This window comes from Brevibacillus sp. IT-7CA2 (genome assembly GCF_949767855.1).
GTDB lineage: Bacteria > Bacillota > Bacilli > Brevibacillales > Brevibacillaceae > Brevibacillus.
On the sequence record NZ_CATKQT010000054.1, the window covers coordinates 231,793 to 250,671 of the forward strand.

Annotated in this window: 15 protein-coding genes; 3 read left to right on the top strand and 12 right to left on the bottom strand. The window is 47.4% G+C overall.

The annotated features are described in order from the left end of the window. Positions 1-9 precede the first annotated feature (9 nt). The 5 genes from ACM6JA_RS29910 to ACM6JA_RS29930 all read right to left on the bottom strand — a co-directional run bounded on the left by ACM6JA_RS29910 (position 10) and on the right by ACM6JA_RS29930 (position 7,330). Positions 10-3,999: an ABC transporter permease gene (locus tag ACM6JA_RS29910; RefSeq protein WP_414855317.1), complete on the bottom strand. Its 3,990-nt coding sequence runs from the start codon at positions 3,997-3,999 to the stop codon at positions 10-12. A gap of 18 nt (positions 4,000-4,017) precedes the next feature. Then, positions 4,018-4,902 (bottom strand): S-layer homology domain-containing protein, encoded by an 885-nt coding sequence (locus ACM6JA_RS29915; protein ID WP_414855318.1) that lies wholly within the window; start codon positions 4,900-4,902, stop codon positions 4,018-4,020. A 36-nt stretch (positions 4,903-4,938) separates the two neighbouring features. Further along, on the bottom strand, positions 4,939-5,328 hold the full coding sequence (locus ACM6JA_RS29920) for a thioredoxin family protein (RefSeq protein WP_414855319.1): 390 nt from the start codon (positions 5,326-5,328) through the stop codon (positions 4,939-4,941). A 183-nt stretch (positions 5,329-5,511) separates the two neighbouring features. After that, positions 5,512-6,042, bottom strand: coding sequence for a YwgA family protein (locus tag ACM6JA_RS29925; RefSeq protein WP_007724796.1), 531 nt, complete (start codon positions 6,040-6,042; stop codon positions 5,512-5,514). Continuing rightward, on the bottom strand, positions 6,035-7,330 hold the full coding sequence (locus ACM6JA_RS29930) for an HD domain-containing protein (protein WP_015893687.1): 1,296 nt from the start codon (positions 7,328-7,330) through the stop codon (positions 6,035-6,037). Before ACM6JA_RS29930 ends, ACM6JA_RS29925 begins: the two co-directional genes overlap by 8 nt. Positions 7,331-7,585: 255 nt before the next feature. On the opposite strand from ACM6JA_RS29930, the gene ACM6JA_RS29935 reads away from it, so the two are divergent. Beyond that, positions 7,586-8,380, top strand: coding sequence for a CPBP family intramembrane glutamic endopeptidase (locus tag ACM6JA_RS29935; protein WP_414855320.1), 795 nt, complete (start codon positions 7,586-7,588; stop codon positions 8,378-8,380). 59 nt (positions 8,381-8,439) lie between these two features. Here ACM6JA_RS29935 and ACM6JA_RS29940 read toward each other — a convergent pair whose 3' ends face one another. The 5 genes from ACM6JA_RS29940 to ACM6JA_RS29960 form a co-directional block, all read right to left on the bottom strand. Further along, positions 8,440-11,550, bottom strand: coding sequence for an efflux RND transporter permease subunit (locus ACM6JA_RS29940; RefSeq protein WP_414855321.1), 3,111 nt, complete (start codon positions 11,548-11,550; stop codon positions 8,440-8,442). Continuing rightward, on the bottom strand, positions 11,547-12,779 hold the full coding sequence (locus ACM6JA_RS29945) for an efflux RND transporter periplasmic adaptor subunit (protein WP_414855322.1): 1,233 nt from the start codon (positions 12,777-12,779) through the stop codon (positions 11,547-11,549). Before ACM6JA_RS29945 ends, ACM6JA_RS29940 begins: the two co-directional genes overlap by 4 nt. A gap of 35 nt (positions 12,780-12,814) precedes the next feature. Beyond that, complete coding sequence (locus ACM6JA_RS29950; protein WP_414855323.1) at positions 12,815-13,435, bottom strand: TetR/AcrR family transcriptional regulator; 621 nt, start codon at positions 13,433-13,435, stop codon at positions 12,815-12,817. Between the two features lie 127 nt (positions 13,436-13,562). Next, positions 13,563-14,291: a cell shape determination protein CcmA gene (locus ACM6JA_RS29955; RefSeq protein WP_414855324.1), complete on the bottom strand. Its 729-nt coding sequence runs from the start codon at positions 14,289-14,291 to the stop codon at positions 13,563-13,565. A 14-nt stretch (positions 14,292-14,305) separates the two neighbouring features. Then, positions 14,306-14,929, bottom strand: coding sequence for a YhbD family protein (locus tag ACM6JA_RS29960; protein ID WP_414855325.1), 624 nt, complete (start codon positions 14,927-14,929; stop codon positions 14,306-14,308). Positions 14,930-15,156: 227 nt separating this feature from the next. On the opposite strand from ACM6JA_RS29960, the gene ACM6JA_RS29965 reads away from it, so the two are divergent. Both ACM6JA_RS29965 and ACM6JA_RS29970 read left to right on the top strand, forming a co-directional pair. Then, entirely contained in the window at positions 15,157-15,597 is a 441-nt protein-coding gene (locus tag ACM6JA_RS29965) for a hypothetical protein (RefSeq protein ID WP_414855326.1), read from the top strand. A gap of 39 nt (positions 15,598-15,636) precedes the next feature. Continuing rightward, positions 15,637-15,924, top strand: coding sequence for a hypothetical protein (locus tag ACM6JA_RS29970; protein ID WP_414855327.1), 288 nt, complete (start codon positions 15,637-15,639; stop codon positions 15,922-15,924). A gap of 92 nt (positions 15,925-16,016) precedes the next feature. On the opposite strand, the gene ACM6JA_RS29975 is transcribed toward ACM6JA_RS29970, so the two are convergent. Continuing rightward, positions 16,017-16,949, bottom strand: coding sequence for an RluA family pseudouridine synthase (locus ACM6JA_RS29975; RefSeq protein WP_414855328.1), 933 nt, complete (start codon positions 16,947-16,949; stop codon positions 16,017-16,019). 539 nt (positions 16,950-17,488) lie between these two features. Further along, positions 17,489-18,601 (bottom strand): aminopeptidase, encoded by a 1,113-nt coding sequence (locus tag ACM6JA_RS29980; protein WP_414855329.1) that lies wholly within the window; start codon positions 18,599-18,601, stop codon positions 17,489-17,491. Positions 18,602-18,879 lie beyond the last annotated feature (278 nt).

Consider the following 18,879-nt stretch of genomic DNA (forward strand, 5'->3'; position numbering starts at 1 on the left):
CAAATATTTTTACTGTGTTGTATGGTTGCGGATTCCTTGTCGTTCCCATGCATTTGCAATGATACGGAAGGGTAGTTGATAATCTTTTAGCTCGTGCCCTTGCCCGGAAGCTTTACTTTGATAGGGGAAGCCTTTGTTCACGTCAAAACGAAAGGAAACAGAGTAATAGACAGCGTAGCTCGCATCCTTTTGGAAGCCATGCTGCTTATCCCCCATCAAAGGCGTATCCACTCCCACTTCACGAGCTCCTAGCTTGGAAGCGGAATAAGAATGTCCTCTCCAGAGCTGGGGAGTCGCTTGTTGCAAGGCTAACAACGACTGTAGCGGCGTTTGGCGTAAGCCAGTTTCCGAAATCCACGCCCGCGCAGATGTCACGACAGGAAACTGGTTGCTCACGGGATGGCGGTGTCGATCCTGCAGCTCCACTTGTGTCAAGATGCGCTCCCCTGCGTAGTAATCATGTGGCTGGCTGTTTGGATAACGGTCTCTGGCATGATACGCTGCCCATTCGGCTGTATGGCGAATCGAGCCTGTTGCATTTGGCTCAAAGACTTCAAAGGAGCGCTCTCCCCCTTTTACCGTAATGGTATAGCGTCCTGTCATTGTTTTGGATATGTTCTGTGGTTCACACACCTCTTCATCTTCGTCGTTCGTCGTGCAACTCTCGTAGGACAGTTCAAAATCGACCTGATAATCCATCACGATGACAAAGCCGTTGATTTCTGCTTTGTACTTTTGGGATTGGAGTACTTGGCGCCAAGTCGTCTGCGTGGGGACAGTGGTTCCTGTATACACGACCTCTGTGCCTGTAGATGAACTGCTTACCTGCCATTGCATCGGCGCTCCGGGTCCTGTCAGCTTCAGATCAAGCTGCGATGGTGTATAAACGGCCAAGCCCTTGGCATCTGAAATCCACCCGGGATTCGCAGTGACGGTTACGTTTTTAATATTGTCCCTGCTGACTGAACTCTCCAATTGTGCTTTAAATTGCGTGATTTTCTGATTGATCTCCTGCTCTGTTTTTTGGAAGCCTTCGTTTATTTTCGACTGATCAATGATCACGCGAATGGTAGCAGGCTCACGTTCCCACACGCCGTCTGCATGTAGCGGCAATTTTTGTAGCTGTCGACCATCACTGTCATAAATCTCTAAGCCAATTTCACCGCCATCAAAATCGTCTCCACCACCAGGCGCCTCGGGAACTTCCCCACCAATTATTTTCACTGGCCAAGTCGCACGATTGTCCGTCCAGATCGTCTCATTTTCCGGCATGGATTTCGCAGGGTTGATATGGGCGATGAAATCCTCGGATTTTTGCGGATACTTCGTCGGAATCGTGATCTTACGCACCTCACCCGGCTTGAATTGATTCACATCCAAACTGGTTTCCTTTTCTGAGCTAGCCCAGCGTACAGCCAATTTCGTATCATGCGTTAATTTCCCGGCATTCTTCACGTTGAATGTAATCGTCCCAACGGTCCCTGCGGCTTGAGGGCTCTTCGGATCAATTTGAAAGCTCGATTTCACAATAAGCAAATTCTCTCCATCCGGTTTTGGAGTGCCTTTGCCGATTTGCACAAAAAAATGACCGTCACAGCCATCACTCTGAGTTGAGTAAAATTGCACCTTGTACAGACCTTCTAGAAGAAGATCGTTCCCATCTTCCGGAAAATACACCCAATGTCCATTTGTGGAGGTGTTTGATCCATCCAGTTCTTTTCCATTTCGCTTTCTTTCCCAGTTTCCTGTGGCCGGATCGAACCACCTCATCGAAAAGTGGCTATCCTCGGACAAAAACATGTGAAAACGATACCTGTCTGGGATTTCATCTGCTGCTATTTCAATTGTTTCTCCACGTTTAATTTCTTTGCTCCACTTTTGGTTTTTCAGATCAATTTCTACAGACACCAGAATATCCCGGCATTTTTGGTCAGATTCAATGGTGAATCGTACCTCACCCGTGCAGCCCGTCTCGGACTCGAACAGCAGTACAATTTCATCACCAACATCCACAGTGACTGGCAACATGAGCCTGAATGGCTCGTCTGCCGCAAGCTTGTCGGTTAACGCTGTTTTTCCTCCGGGGCTCTTCCAATACCAAGTACCAGATACCTTCGAGGAAAACGATAGATTGGTATCGTAGTGGTCTCCGACATCAGTAAAGTATTTAAAATATACTGGGTCTGTCAGTGTATATCCTGAACCAGGTGACCCATTCATCAGTTCGCCTTCTGGAGAAAATGGTAGCGGCGGCTCGCTGTGTACCAAGAATTTAACCTTTTTTTGGTCCGCTATTGTACAAGAGGCATCTTTTACTACGATCGTGATTTCCCAATTGCAGTCTGGCTGATCCTTCCACTGTGTCCCATCGAAGTTAAGCTTCAGTTTGTACGTTTTCCCTCGCTCAAACTGAACATCATACGGGTCATGAATATTCCCGTACGGAAGTTTTAAGCTGGAGGAATGATAGGATCGCCATCTGCCAATGTCACTTTCCTCGACTGGTAAGGTATAGATTTTTCCGTTTGGAAGTGTTACATCCCACTTAAGCGATGCTTCCTCGTTATCTCCGTATTTGGTTGTGTAATTGGCTCGGAACGTCAGGGTGTCAAACGGCATAATCTCAATCGTTTCACCATTTCTCACTGCTGATGCCGACAGTGTTACGATGGGACATGAGTCTTCGCCGTCTGGCGACTTGACTCTAAAATATTTCTCCCAGCATTCTGTTCCATCATCACTGATGTAGACGACTTTTACCCTTCCAGAGCTCCCGATGCTTCCTGTCCCGACTTTCCTGTTGCCATTCGCCCCAGGCTTCATGTCATAACCATTCATGGTGAACTTCCCCGCTTTATTGGCATAGAGAGTGATTTCGGCATTTTTTTCTACAGGGATATCTGAGCCGCCGCTTGCAACAGCATTGTGGTCTTTTATATCCTTGTCGCCAACGACTTGAATGTTCAGTTTGGTTTTTGTTGATCCGATCGAACAGGCTGGACCTGGGTCAGGCTTTTCGGGATCGGGTTTTTCCGGTGGGGTTACATCACCTACCGTGAATTGTGCCGTATAGGGTGTGGAAACACTGATGCTGCCTGATCCTTGACGGCTTCTTTGATGCAGGTCAGTGATGGTTAGCGATACTTCATACACTCCTGGCTCGGTAGGCTTATATTCGGTGTTTTTATAGGTCCACTTGTAGCCTGGGGGACTGCTTGTCTCGTTTACCGTGGGGATAGCCGTGCTTGGATCGTTGAATTTTTGATTAGATAAGATGCTCTTGTATCCACGTCCTGTTGACTTGTTGATCACATTTAAAGACCATACAAAAATGCCGCGGTCATAGTAAGAAAAGTCCGTGGCATTTGCATGGATCTCAACTGTTTCGTTGAGGTTGTATTTGGTTTTGTCGGTGGTTATGCTGCCGCTGGGTTGTGGGGTTGTGCGGAAGTGGCCTACTGAGATGTATCCACCTTTGCCGTCAGGGACGAGGTTGTCTCCTTTGGTGTAGCCTGCGCCGCCTGAGGCGGAGGCTAGTTCTGCGAGGTTGTAGGCTTGGTACTTTTTAAAATTAATTGAAGTGTCACTGGTAACCTCCTTACTATAGACATTACCAACTCCACCGAGAATGTAGTTGAGATTTCCACCAAAGCGTTTGATCCAATAGATAGCTTCCGACTCGTCTACAAAATACCACCCCCGATCAGCCTTTTGGAATACATCAGCAAAGAGCAGTACTTTATTACTATCAATAACTCGATCTACTTCAACTTGAGAAACTGTTGCACCTAGATCTGCATCAATCCCCTGGATTTGAAGTATATCGTATACGTTTTCTGGCGCAAGCTTTTTATTTGAATCAACAGTAGCGAGAACAATACCATGATCATTAGGTGAGGCTTCCGCCAAATTAGGCTGAGCCATTAATAGCCCAAACAGGAGAAAAAAAGAAAGCGCAGAAAGAAATAATTTTCTGTGCTTAGTTAAAAAGATTCGCATTTATTTCTCGCCTTTCACTTATTCATGGAATTTTGGGGTGTTTTTTATTCGTTCTAAAACAGGTAATTTTGTATATAAGTAGGTACCTGCTGAGGTTGAGTCGTTGAAATTTATTACTTTAAAAGTAATATAGCTTACGTTATTTACTGAAATACTAAAGATTTGGTTGTTTGAATAACCTTCTCTTTCACCTTGTTTTTTATTAATTTGTGTTATTATCCTGAAATTGTTATCAGCTTTCGGCACCTTCCCACTAATCCTCCCATTCACAACCTTCAAGCTCTTATGAAACTCATCCGCATACTTCGCCCCTTGCTCCAGCTGCCATTTATCCTTCCATAAATAACGTAAAATCTCTGCCGCTTCCCCTCGTGTCACAGGTAAATCCTCACGAAATTTAGGCTGACCACTAGGTGCAGGCTTCATCCATCCCCACGTGATAAGCGCCCCGGTATTGGTTAAATTCGGATTCTTTTCACCCCGAATCGGCTTCCATGCAGCATACACCAGCGCTGCCGTTTCTTCCTTCGTCAACAATCTGTTCGGCTCTACCTTCACCCCCGCCAAAATCCCCGCCTTCTGCGCCTTCTCATAGCTCATCTTCGCCCAGTGCCCTGTTGGGAGCTGCGGTACGGGTGCTACCTCCTTCAATTCGCGAATGGCTACTAAACTCGCGATAAACTGCCCTTGCGTCATTTGACTATTCGGATAAAAGTTCCCCTTGTTATCCAGCCATAAGTATTTCTTCTGTACACCGAAATCAATAGCTGCCTTTGCTGTATGTGAAGCGTAATCCTTCGCTGGCGCAGCAGCTTGCACGGTAGGACTATCAACAACTCCAGTAAACCCTGCCATTGCTAGTACAGATGCTAGTAGGTACGACATCATTGCACGTTTGTTCATGGAATGACCCCCTCTTTACCGGATATTTTACCTATATTATCCATTTTTAGAAAGAGTCTGATTTAGGTTCCTTTGCAAAAAGCTTCGCAACGTATTCTCGGGTACCGCCCCTTCCAGCTTCTCAACTACCTTACCTTTTTCGACGACAAAAACAGTGGGGGTTGCCTCTGCACCTAGTCGCGACGCTTCATCCAGCTCTTTTTGCTTATGGATATCCAGTCGTTGGATCATTTCGGGTGGATACGCCTTCACAACTCTCTCGAATGTCGGCCCGAACTCCGTACAATACACGCAGCTATCACTATAGACGTACACCACTCTTACTTCATGAGCACTGGCTGTACCCCACGTACTTATACCGACGGCAAGCATAACAACACCGAGTGCGATCCACAGCCACCATTGCTTGCTTCTACTCACGTCCATCTCCCTTTCGCTAATCAAAATGTTTCATACGTATGCACTTGTCAAAGAACGATGCCCGTATTATGCAGCTCCGAACTGAGACAAAAAAAGCCAGCCCCATTGGACTGGCTGACATGTATAAAAAAAAGACGTACCACAACTCTTCCAAGTTCGTACGCCGTGCTTGTCCTCGTATGATGTTCCCTATTGCATAAGTGAACTGCCGCCGTCTTCCTTCATCAGCGCACGCAGTTCTTCAATAAACGCCTGCCCTTTTTGAATCTCTTCTTCGGTGTAGCGCTGCTTGCTCTTAAACGTAAAGATTTTGCCCTTCATTTCCTCATAGGGCAGATGGTTGAAATACAGAATCGTAGAAACCAGCTCGAGAAAACGAGAATTCTCCTCGTTCATACGCAAAATCGCACGTTCTCCACTACCGAAGTCAACCTCATGAAACTTGAGAAAATCATGACCGGTTTCGTTCAAAGAGTAACGATACATATGAATAGCACCTTTACTCTCCATTTGCTCATCCAGAAGCCCCATGTTGCACAGCTCATCTACTCTGAGCGTCAGCTCTTCCGAATATGGACCGTACATGTGAAACTCGTAGCGCTCATCGAAATCCATCTCCAGATGTTTTCCTATGTACACCATCTTTTGCAATTTTTTTCGCCCGCTCACTTCGCCGACTATCTCAATCAGGCGTATGATCTTGGCGTGACGATTAAGCATCCTCCATCACTCCCAGACGTTCTCGAATCTTACGGGAGAGATCCCCCGGCAAAGCCATGACTTTATCCAATGGAAAGTACAGCTTGTAATCAAAGCGCCGCTTTCCGCTAATGGCCTGTACAATTTCTGACTTCTGTGACAGCTCGACCAGTTCGCCTGAAGGCATTTGGAGCATAATCGGAATGCGCTCCTCTTCTTCTCCGGCACGGTAAAAATCATACGGAAGATCGGAGGTCGTGTCTACCTCCAAATAATACATCGGATCAATTCCGGCAGATTGAAATAGTTCTTTCAGCTCAGACAGCAAGCGGAAATCCCTCGGATTATATTCGACGTATTTAAAGAGATTCCTGTCCAAAAAACGGGCGCACAAATCTTTCAACACCGGGTCTTGCTCTCTGCGCCAGAGCTGCATATAGAACAGAATAATGGATTCATCAAGCGCCAAATAGTCAGCGAGCTCTACCTTTTCCTGCAAGAAAGGCAGCAACATGACAGGCTCCTGCATGAACGGATAGCCTTGGGAGAACAAGAGCTTCGCCCGTTGAAAAATTTTGCACAAGATTACTTCGGCACTCCGTGTCACGGGATGGAAATAGACCTGCCAGTACATTTGATAGCGAGACATGATGTAGTCTTCGACAGCATGCATCCCACTGAATTTAAAGACAATGCCATCCTCCTGCGGCCGCATGACACGCAAGATTCGCTCAATCTCGAAATTGCCGTAATTGACTCCCGTATAGTAGGCATCACGCAGCAAGTAATCCATCCGATCGGCATCGAGCTGGCTGGAGATGAGGCTTACGATCAGTTTATTGTCATATGTCTTATTAATCACTTCTGCCAATTTCTTCGGGAAGCTATCATCAAACCGACGAAGAATTCGGTTGATTTGCGTATCTCCAAGCAAAATGGCGCGCGTCCAATCCTCATGGTGATACTTGAACACCTTTTCAAACGAATGGGAAAACGGACCATGTCCCACATCGTGGAGCAAAGCTGCACATAGGCATAATAACTTTTCTTCATAAGTTAACTGGATTCGCCCTTCGAACGTCTCCAAAATTCTGCGCATCAGTTCATATACACCAAGCGAGTGGTTAAAACGACTATGTTCTCCACCATGAAAGGTAAAAAAACTGGTGCCCAGTTGCCTGACTCGGCGCAAACGCTGGAATTCTGCCGAGTTGATCAAATCCCAAATGAATTTGTCACGCACGTGGACGTAGCGGTGGACAGGGTCTTTGAATACCTTTTCTTCATGAAGAAGCTGTGGCTGTTGCATCCTGGACACTCCCTTCCTGTACTGCGTTCTCTCTATTACTGACTGTGAATGTTGATTCTATCATATCATACGTCTGCTACCGTTTCTTGCTCAATCAAACTCTTACAAAAATCTGAAGAATGCCGCTTTAACCTAGACCAAGTAATGACTATATAGGATTATATAGGAAAAAATCGTGTGATTGAGAGGTTTTTACGAATGTGGACAAACACATTTCGATACGTTACAAAAAACCCACTTTTACTCATTTTGTTGATGAGTCTACTCTTTCTGCCCCTGATTGCCTCTTGGGGGCAATTTCTCTCATCAGGCTTTTTGCGAGAAACTGTTTCGGTATCTCTGCTATTTTGGCCGAAGACGGATTGGAAGATCGCTGTCCCGCTTCCCGGCTGGCTCATTTTTGGTGTGATTTCACTGATTTACACTGGCGGAATCTTATGGCTCGTACAAAAGAAAAATTTGGTCCAAGCATTTCTTTTCATCCTCGTTGGTCTAATAGTGGCAAAAGCCGGCGGAGCTGCCTTTCAAGCGATTAGCGGATGGTCTACCACGCAGCAAATCGGTGCCCAGTCACTCGCTGGCAAAGCAAATCTGCTTGTGTTTGCCACCTGGCATAATCCTTTGTGGGAGGAGCTTGTCTTTCGCGGCATCCCGTTTCTCTTGCTAACACTCATCTATCGAAGGAACACAGACCTGCCCACTGGTGCGAAGTGGATCTATCTTCTCATTCCTTCGCTGATTTTCGCCTACTATCACGTACCCGGGCATGGTCTAGGAGCTCTTTTTGAATCGTTTCTCATTGGTGTTTTATGGGCATGGGCAGCATTTCGCTGGGGACTGCTCTCTCCGATCATCCTGCACATTTATGCAGACGCGATGATCATCCCTTCTCTCCCCAAAATGAAAAACATGCCTCTGGAGGAGATTCCCTGGCTGGTCAACCACAGCATGCTGCTACAGTCAATCTGGGCTTTATGTGTACTCGTTTTTCTCCTACTAGTTCTTGCTCTTTTGATAGTCGGCTGGCGAAAAGCAAGAAAAGCTTACTAAAACAACAGCGACAAACTCCCGAACGAAATGAATCGGAGAGTTTGCCGCTGTTGCATGCATTATAATGTCTCTGCCTCAGGCCCATACAAATCCGGACGCTTCGCGGCTTTTTTCGCCAGCTTTTTGATCTTGTGCTGCGTCAGAACCGTATAGAAGGACGGTACGACGATCAAGGTCAAAAGTGTCGAGAACGCCAAGCCGGAAATAATGGTGACCGCAAGTGGTTTGAACAAAACGTCACCCGAAATAGCTAACGGCATCATACCTGCAATCGCTGTAAGCGAGGTCAAAAGAATAGGCCGAAGTCGTGCCTCACACGCAGAAATAACCGCCTGCTTCAGCTCCATGCCTGTGTGACGTGCCTCCTCGATGAACTCGATCAAAACGATCCCGTTACGCACCACGATACCCGCCAAAGCAATAATCCCCATCATCGTCATAAAGCCTAGTGGCGTCTGTGTTACGAACAAGCCGATCAAGCTCCCCGATACAGCGAGGTAAATCGTACTGGTAACCAGTACAGGAATGGTCAAGGAATAGAATTGCATCGCGATCAAAATTAAAATCAGGAAAACGACAAGAATCGAGAGTTTGCCCATGTCGATAAAAATATCAGTCTGCTCAGACGTCTCGCCACCAATCTCATAGCGGTATCCTTCAGGCAAGGACATACTATCGAGCATCGGCTTGATCTCTGCCATTACTTCTGTCGCCGTTCTACCTTTCAGATCACTGGTAACTGTCACGCTCCGCGACAAATCGCGATGCGGGATCGTCTGTGTACTGAAAGTCGGTTTTACTTCCGCGAGCTGTGACAACGGAATCAGCTCTCCACGGGCATTGGCGATGCTGAGTCGTTGGAACAGCAATGCAGGGTCTTCCTCGCCTTTTTGCAAGAACAGCTTCATATCTATCAGGTCTGAGCCCGTATCAAACTCACTGACGGTAATACCTTCGCTCACCAGACGCAATGTCGTGGACAAGTCCGTGTAGTTGACGAGCTTTTGCTCCATCAGCTCTTTATTGACGACAAATTCCAAGGTGTAGCGTTCTACCCCGAAATCGTCTTGCACATTGTACGTTCCCTCTAATCCGGCAACCTTTTCTTTTGCTTGTGCAGAAAGAGTGCGCAGCGTTTCAATATCTTCTCCATAAAAACGAATCACGACTGGCTTTCCAACCGGAGGACCTGCCTCCAGCTGCTTCGTCAAGATACTCGCTTCCGGATACAGCTTTTTGAATTCCTCCGTCCACGGCTCCAGCATGTTCTCGAGATGGGTCTCTTTTTCATTGTAACGAACCACTAGCTGTCCGACGGTAATGCCGCTTCCGGCAGCTGTATCTCCTCCGAACATTTTCGGTGCACTGCCTCCCGCGTACGCAGATACTGTCTCGATGCCAGGCTGCTTCAACACCCAGTCTGCCGTCCCACGCACTACTCGGTCTGTTTCCTCCAAACTGTTGCCCACGGGGAGACGGATATCGATGAGAAACTGCGGGCGATCATCGTTCGGGAACAATTCCACCGGAGTGAACGGTATCAATCCATATGCTGCCGTTCCAATCAATACGCCAATCATTCCGGCCAAAAGCGGTCGCTTCAAAATTTTCGGCATGAACTTGCTCGCATACCACTTGGTCAGCTGCAACAATTGTTTCCCCAACAATCCAGCGGGCTTACGATACGCTTCTACGCCAGCCTTTCTACGTTGCTCATACCATTGGCGAAAGATCGGGATGATCGTCAGCGACATGACCATTGACGCCAGCATCGTCATCGAAATAATGACGGGAACCGGACGAATGAACTGCCCGACGTTGCCGCTCAAAAACATCAAGGGCGCAAATGACGCAATCGTAGCCAGCGTAGCGGTCGTGATCGAAATCGATACTTCCTTGGCACCATTAACCGCCGCAGCCATTGGTTTTTCACCCAGGACAGACAGTCTCCGCTCGATATTGTCATTGACCACCACGGCGTCATCGACCAAAATCCCCAGCACAATGATCAAGGAAACGATCGAGATCATGTTGAGTGAAATACCCAGAGAGGGCAGGAACATAAGCCCCACAGCCAAGGAAATCGGAATCGCCATCGCTACTACCAACGATGTGATCAGGTTCAATCCGAGTGCACACACTACCAAAACAGCGATGATGGCAATCATCATTTCCCGGGTCAAGTCGCTAAAAAGCTCATCGACGCGTTCATTTTGACTATAAATCGAGTGTCTCTCGGCCCCTGCCGGAAGTGTTTTATCCAGAGTTACCATCATCTCGTCTACGCGCTTCTGCAAGGACGGCACATCACTTCCCGTCTCTGCATTGACGCTGATCGTGATCGAAGGCTTCCCATTGAAATACGATGTCGTTTTCACCGTCTCCGTCATCATTTTGACCGATCCGATGTCCTTCAGATAGATCGGGAAGCCCTCTTTTGAACGGGAGATAATCACTTTGTTCAGTTCTTCGACATCTGTATTTTCCGCCAGCTTGAGCTGATAGGTCCGTTTTTCTGTGGTCAGGTCGCCAAGCGGGATTTTTTCATTTTCCTTTTTGACAGCCATCATCACCTGACTCCACGTGATCCCATACTGGCTCAGCTTCTGCGTATCCACCTCGATGTGGACTTCCTGCTCCGGTAGACCTTCCACCAGTACATCCGCTACGTTCGGAATTGTGCGCAGCTGTTCTTTCCACGATTTCAGCATGGTACGCATGCTGTACAATTCTTCACGCGTGTTAGCAGTGACCGCAAACGATTGGACAAACGTACGATTCAAATCATCATTGATGATCGGTTGTTTCGCATCGGCTGGCAGATCAGCCTCTGCGTCCTTTACCTTCTTCCGCAATTCATCCCATTTTTGCTTCGGGTCTACGTCACTCTTTGCTTCCACCATGATAAAAGAGACTCCGAGGGAAGACGAGGATGATATATAGTTAAGTCCCTGTAATTCATTGATTTTTTCTTCCAGCTTTTTCGTAACAGCCTGCTCGACCTTTTCTGGCGAAGCTCCCGGGTAAACGGTCGTGATCGTCGCCATGTTAACGATAATATCCGGCATCTCTTGCTTAGGCAGTTGAAAAAAGCTGAGGGAGCCTACAAGTACAATCATGCTGAAAAACAGGAGCGTGATTTTGCGCTTTTGTACGATGTACTTGATCACGGTTGTGTACCTCCTGCCGCCTCGATTGGGTCACCGTCAAACAAACGGTCCACCCCTTTGACGATCAGTTGGTCTCCTATTTTTAATCCGTTCTTGATCTCGAGCTTGTCACTTACAATCTGCCCGATAACTACGCTTGTTTTGACAGCCTTGCCGCCTGCATTGACGAAGACATGTGCGTCATCTTTTCCTCTGCTGATGACTGCTTCTACTGGTACGTAGACACCTTCCTGCCCCGTTACCGTTTTGGTCGCTTTCACCACCTGACCAGCAAACCAGTCACGAGCTTGGTTGGCGATTTGGACCTCTACGCCAATCGTTCCGGTATTTTGGTTCGTGGCAGGAAATATTTTTGTCACTTTGCCATCCCGTTTTTGTCCATACAGGTCTAAGGAGATCGTATCTCCTACTTTCCAGGCAGAAATCTCACGGTCAGGAACGGGCAATACGACTTTTAATGTGTCGATGTTACCGACTTGATAGACGGGGGTACCTGAACCGACCAAATTACCAGCAGACGAGAGCTTGGCGATGATTGTCCCGTTAATCGGCGACCGAAGCTGCGTTTTGGCAAGCGTATTCGCTGCCACTTCTTTGGCGATGACCGCCTGGTTGAAAACAGCCTGACTCAGCTGTTTGTCTTCTACACGAGCCCCTTGAGTAACCAGCGAATAGGACTGCTGTGCGTTTTGCAAATCCTTTTGCGCAATCGTCAGACCATTTTGTGCACTTTCAAACTCGCTTTTGGAGATGGCGTTTTGCTGGTAGAGCTTTTCAATCCGGTTGAAATCATCCTGCATTTTTTGCAGAGCGACTGTTGCCTTCTCCACCAGTAATCGCGCCTGCGTCACTTCTTGCTCTCTCGCCCCATTAGTTACCTTGCTAAGATTTGCCGCACTCTGCTGCATAGCAGCGTTTGAAGAGGCGACTTGGAGCGAGTAATCCTGGGCGTTCACACGGGCGAGTACATCTCCCGCTTTGACCGTGTCTCCTTCTTTCCGGTTCATCTCCACGATACGACCGCCTACTTCAAAAGAGACGAGTGCTTCCTCCAAAGGAGCCAGTGTACCAGACAACTCCGTGACGGTTACAGCCTGCTCCTTCTTCACTTGTGCAACGACGACATTCTTCACTTCCTTCTGGGGTGCCGAAGCAGGTTGTTGCTCGCTGCAAGCCGTCGTTGCCAATAGTCCGATCATCATTACAGATACAAGCCATCTTCTCTTCATGACTTCCTCCGCCCCTATGTAGCTATGCTGTTTTTTTATCCCTTGATGCCTTGTAGCAAGATTTCAGAAGCATTTTCAAAAAGCTCTTCTTCTACCATTTCGAGATCGAGATTGACCCGATACTTCGCCATGAAGGCATAGAAGAAAGTGGAGACGAACATGAGAGCTGCGGTGAATGGATCTACCTTTGGCAAATGCCCTTGCTCCTGAAACGCTAGGAGCTTGTTAGACAATACCTCGACTGCGGTCATCGGCAGGCTGCTGAACATCTGCACGACTTCCGGGTGGTTATCCGCTTCAATCATGCAGATCATGAAAATTTCTTTGCGCTCGACCAATAAGCCGTAATACGTACGTGCGTAGCTGACTAGCATTTGCTTGAGATTAGAAAACTCACCTTGCAACCCTTGCTCCAGCTGCGCCCGGACATCCATGATTTCTTTCAGGAGCTCTTTCAAGATGCCTACCTTGTTCTTGAAGTGACGAAATACCGTCACCTCATTAACCCCTGCAAGCTCAGAAATCTTGCGTGTAGTCGCTCCCTTGTATCCCTTTTGTGCCATTAGCTGACGTGCGGCTGATAAAATTCGCTCTCGGGTTTCCTGTTCCTCTTCGCCTCTCCCCCCCAGCTTCTGATCTATGTCTGGGTGATCCATAACGCACCTCCGTGCCAAGCAAGCAATTACTTGCATTTTCATTTTTTTCCAAACTCATTATATAAAGGGACTGCATGCATGTAAATACTTGCATGCAGTTTGGAATGTTAATTTTTCCTTGTAAGCCTTACCGTTGTGTCAGTGTCTTAATCTGTGAGCTCGGGTCTTGCTTACATTCTGTGCTGTATTCGACCAGGTCGATTTCGCAGTCTGGTCCAATCTCGATCTTGTTACCGCGAACGACCTTGGCCTTTGTGTTTTCCAAATAGATTTCGTCTCCTTCAATCGTCTCTACAGACAAGGTATTGTTGAGAAAATGCTTTAATAACTTGCCCAAGGTGCTATTCCCTGTTCGACGTACCTCGATGTGCTCTCCGCCCATTTCTTTTGCTTCACAGCTGCCATGCAGAAGTACCTCGATTCGCCCTGCATTCAGCAGTCCTCCGATACTAAACGCACCGTTTGCCCGAAATACTTCCGCTTCGCAATCCCCTGCGGTTTTCAATGATCCGAGAACCTTTACATCCTCGCCTGCCATATTGCCCTGTACTTTGACATTGCCACCGACCTTTAGACTCGTAAAATTCAAGTCATCCGCAACATCAAGCTGACCGTATACAGATAACGTATCCATTTTCACTTTGCCTTTAATCGACGCGTTGCCTTCTACTCTTGCCGAAGAGCCAGTCAGATCTCCCATGATACTGACATGTCCCGCACAATGAAGCGACTCGCACTCTACGTTGCCATTGATCTTGCCGTAACCTTGCACATCTACTTTGTTGTATACGCCACCCGTAGCATTCACTGCCCCATGAAAGATCAAATCTGGCTTGTTATTGTTCTCGTTCTGCATGGTATGGTCTCCCCCTACAAATATTTTCCTTTTAATTCTTCGATGCAATTGGCTAGATCGAGCCGCTTTACTACCTTTACACCGCTATCAAAATACAGTTCGGTAGAGCCAGACACCAACACGAACGTGGAAATCCCCATCTTGCGCATAAAGATCAGCTCACAAGGCTTTCCTTCGAATTTGGGATAGTGGCTAGCCAGTACCTGTAGCAATCCGCCGCCTTCTTCTACACTCAAGTCTCCAGCAGCCAAAAGCTTTTCCAAGACATAGGCGTATAGTGCCTGCTGGAAGGTAAAGGTCCGTAAGCTCCCGAGAAAAACGTTAAACACTTCTAAAGAAGTAGTCGAAACAATGTTTCGTGCCAATAATTCATCTGCGGTCAACGACGTTCCACCCATACTTGGTGAAAACATGTCCGCCAATTCATCCAGCGATAGGTCGTCTTTCATGTTCAGAATCTTGTCGATTCGAGCCAAAATCTGTTCACGTGGGAAAAAGGTTTCTTGCCCTGTAAAAGTCGCTCGGCGAATGAACCACTCCTCTGGAATCAAGTTCTTTCGTTTCCAACGGTACAATTGTCCGTACGAAATGCCAGTAAGCTCCAGCAGGTCCTTCTTCGAGATATGATTTGTGTCCAAGTGAAGCACCTCCAAAAACAATGTAACATAACACTGTTACGTTATTCAACTACAGACTGTTTGACACTCGGGGGACTGTCACAAAATCCCTTTAGCTGGATCAAATAAGTGATTTGATTGAAGAAAGGAACAATGTCGTAGAAGCGGCGAAACAAGCGATGCAAAAACAGGCTGGCGGCGTGCCGATCGAACTGGACGAGATTATGGGAGAAACGGCAGATTGCTAGGTGATTGCGGCCAAAAACAACAGAGGTGAGGTGCTCGTTACCAAGCAGGAGGGCAAGGTTGTATCCGTATCCGTGAAATTAAAATGGAGCGAAGTGGCTGCTGATTTGCAAAATACAGCTACGAGCACGTTAAAAGGAATAGGTAATCAGCATGCCTTTACGATTAATTGGGTAGAACGGATCAATTGGGAAAAAGAAAACATTTGGCTGTTCAAAGGGCAACATGCATCGGTCAGCATTGACGCTGCCACCGGGAAGGTCAACGCTACGACATTGAATTATACAAACGAGCAATTGAACCCCAAAGTGGTCGATACAGCGCAAAAGGCGCTGAAGTCTCTTTCCAACGGTAAAGCATCGGCACTGTACCCTGACGTAACACTGGTGAAAAAATCGCAAGAACGCTTGGATCAAGTATGGATTTTCATGGATACCAAATGAAAATACAGAATCGTCATAGGGGCGAAAACAGGGAAAGTAGTGGCAGCGACCATGATCAGTGAGTTCAGAGATGGGAACTATACCGCGGACGAAGATATTCCCAAGGTGTTTGCCAAACCATTCTTTACAAAAGAAACGGCGATTGCTGCTGCCAACCCGATGATGAAAAAGGTTTTCAACCTCGATTTGACCGGATACAATGCTTCGTCCAAATATAACGTATATACGTTTACGAAAAAGGGGAAACCGACTGTTACGGGATCGATCAACCATAAAGGAGTCTTCTATGATTTCGCCGTTACGCCGGAAAACGGATTGATCAACTAGGGGTGCTCTAAGTTATTGGGGGCACAATCCACCTCTACCAAATACACCAATGAAACCACCTATTTAAGGTGGTTTCAGCTTGTTGTCCATTCTTATTTAAACTCCGCTTGCATCAAGCGTTTCATATCAGTTGGTATCGGTGCCTCGACTACAATCTCTTTTTCGAGAAGCGGATGCAAAAAAGACAACTTCGAAGCATGCAGAGCCTGTCGGCGTAACAACCCTCTCGCTCCCCCGTACATCGTATCGCCAGCAAGCGGGTGTCCAAGGTGGGCAAAGTGAACGCGAATCTGATGGGTACGACCCGTTTCCAGCCAGACGCGCGCAAGCGTCATTCCCTCAGAGGTCTGTTGTACCTCGTAATGCGTGATGGCAGGATCGCCACTCTCCACGACACGGCGCTTCGTAGGATGACGCGCATCTCGGCCAATTGGCGCATCAATTGTTCCAGCTCCCTCTGACAGCACGCCACTGGCAACCGCAAGATACTCGCGTTGAATGCCCCCTTCGCGCAGTAGCCTGTCAGCCAATTGATGACCGTAGCTGCTCTTGGCTACGAGAATAGCTCCTGATGTATCTTTATCCAGCCGATGCACAGGATGTACACTCGTCTGCTCACCACGTGCAGCAAGCACGGCAGCAAGTGCATGTACCAATGTGTCGGTCTCCTGTTTAATCGGGTGCACCATCATGCCTGCCGGTTTGTTTGCAATCAAGAGATGATCGTCCTCGTACAAAATATCGATGGACGGCATTGGTGTGATCGGTCCCTCGGGCTTCGTATCATGCTGGGGCTGCCTAGGTGCTTGCTCTTGTCTCTCGATGACACGAACAGCGATTGTATCTCCTGCTTTTACTTGTCTTTGCAGGAAGGGCTGCTTGCGATTGAGCAAAATCCCCTTGCTTCTCGTCAGCCGCTGCATCATACGACCCGACACGTTGAGCTTTTGCCGGACGATTTGTTCCACGTTCATTCCCGCGTCTTGTTCACTAACGATGTATTCGATCCAATCTTTGCGGCTCACGTCTAATCCCTCTGTTCCATGCTTTTTTCTTATTGTAGCAAAAGGATGCCAGAGATGCTCGTCTGTCCTGCTACAAAGACGGTTGTCATCCAACTGTGGTGGTCGGGGGAAGCCCTGCCACATGTCTTCCAGTCGCCTGTATCCTCTCTTCGTTCGGGCGGTCTCCTTCCAGACATGTGACAGTGCTTGCGTACAGCTTGTGTTTACTTCGTGTTTTACCAGCGTTTTGGTTGATATTCAGGGGAGTTTATATAGTGAAACAACAGCCCCATAGGAAGAAGCGCATTTCCAGTCCAAGCGCCTCTGGAGCCCAACCCAGCTTCGGAATAAATGGCGGGGGTTTTCAGCTTCTATTACATACAAAAACGCATTCGCGTTTTCTGGTTTGAAGCGCTCCCGCCATTTATTCCGAAGCGTACAGTATAATCCCCCTTGCGGGGCGTAGGCCGAAGCGTAGACTGGAAATGCGCTTCTTCCCTCACGACAGCTACGTAAAAAATAAGCCACCATGCTAAGCATGATGGCCTTGTTATATCAACTTACCCTTTTAAGTTTTCCGGATTGAGTCCTTGCAACTCTGGCAAAACGAACAAACCGTCTTTGCGAATCAGCACATCATCAAACCAGATTTCTCCGCCGCCGTACTCAGGACGCTGGATGTTTACCATATCCCAGTGGATTTGGCTGCGGTTGCCGTTATCTGCGGTGTCGTATGCACGGCCTGGTGTGAAGTGGAAGCTGCCGGCAATTTTCTCATCGAACAAGATATCATTCATTGGATGCAGGATATACGGATGTACGCCAATGGCGAACTCGCCTATATAGCGCGCTCCTTCGTCCGTATCGAAAATTTCGTTGAGTCTCTCTGTATTGTTAGAAGTCGCCTCGACAATTTTCCCGTCTACAAACGTCAGGCACACATTTTCGAACTTCGTGCCCATGTAGCTTGTTGCCGTATTGTACGTAATTTTTCCGTTCACGGAGTCACGCACAGGGGCTGTAAATATCTCACCGTCTGGAATGTTGCGAAGCCCGGAGCAGATGACACTAGGGATGTCCTTGATCGAGAATTGCAGATCGGTTCCCGGACCAACAAGACGCACCTTGTCCGTACGATCCATCAATTGCTGCAAAGGCAAAAAGGCTTCGTGCATCTTTTTATAATCAACAGAACATACGTCAAAATAAAAGTCTTCAAAAGCAACTGTCGACATGTTGGCATTTTGTGCCAAAGCAGTTGTCGGGTAGTTGAGCAGTGTCCAACGTACATGGTTGGTACGGTAGTCATTCAATTCTTGCATCACACTCTGATGGGCACGACTACGCTCTACCGGGACATCGGCCATCTCACTGTCGTTAGAAGGACCATTGATGACGATAAATGTATCCAAATTCTTGAAAATCGGCTCTTCCCATTTCATCAAATGAGTCGCACGCTCTGCAGTAGCACCGAGCATCAGCTCACGTTGGATAGACGGGTCAATGATCCGTACGAACGGATAAGCTCCCAGGTCATACGCCTGCCTAACCAATTCCTTCGCCAAATCGTGACCCTCGCCACGAACTTCAACCAGCAAACTTTCTTTTTCTTTCAGGCGTACAGAATGGCTCAGCAAATTTGTAGCCAGCTTGACGATGCGTTTATCCCGCATGCGATATCCCCCACATTCCTAACATGATTTGGTTATGTTAAAAAATATTTTACCGAATGAAAGCCCCTTTTTCAAATATCGATGTTCTTGGTACTATTCAAAAAAAACCAAAAAATTATCTTGCATAAATTCGACGATTTCGAGTATTCTAATCAACAAGAGTTTACCTATGTAAAAAATTTGAAAGACGGGAGTGCTGAGTTCATGGTGTTTTCTGTAGTTATCTTCGCTTAGGTGGGGCCTCTGTTAAGGGGCACTGCCTCTTACAACCCTTTCAA

Coding starts and splice junctions, on each gene's coding strand:
- ACM6JA_RS29915 (WP_414855318.1), bottom strand. CDS start 4,902: ATGAACAAACGTGCAATGATGTCGTACCTACTAGCATCTGTACTAGCA.
- ACM6JA_RS29930 (WP_015893687.1), bottom strand. CDS start 7,330: ATGCAACAGCCACAGCTTCTTCATGAAGAAAAGGTATTCAAAGACCCT.
- ACM6JA_RS29935 (WP_414855320.1), top strand. CDS start 7,586: ATGAGTCTACTCTTTCTGCCCCTGATTGCCTCTTGGGGGCAATTTCTC.
- ACM6JA_RS29980 (WP_414855329.1), bottom strand. CDS start 18,601: ATGCGGGATAAACGCATCGTCAAGCTGGCTACAAATTTGCTGAGCCAT.
- ACM6JA_RS29955 (WP_414855324.1), bottom strand. CDS start 14,291: ATGCAGAACGAGAACAATAACAAGCCAGATTTGATCTTTCATGGGGCA.
- ACM6JA_RS29920 (WP_414855319.1), bottom strand. CDS start 5,328: ATGGACGTGAGTAGAAGCAAGCAATGGTGGCTGTGGATCGCACTCGGT.
- ACM6JA_RS29910 (WP_414855317.1), bottom strand. CDS start 3,999: ATGCGAATCTTTTTAACTAAGCACAGAAAATTATTTCTTTCTGCGCTT.
- ACM6JA_RS29925 (WP_007724796.1), bottom strand. CDS start 6,042: ATGCTTAATCGTCACGCCAAGATCATACGCCTGATTGAGATAGTCGGC.
- ACM6JA_RS29950 (WP_414855323.1), bottom strand. CDS start 13,435: ATGGATCACCCAGACATAGATCAGAAGCTGGGGGGGAGAGGCGAAGAG.
- ACM6JA_RS29945 (WP_414855322.1), bottom strand. CDS start 12,779: ATGAAGAGAAGATGGCTTGTATCTGTAATGATGATCGGACTATTGGCA.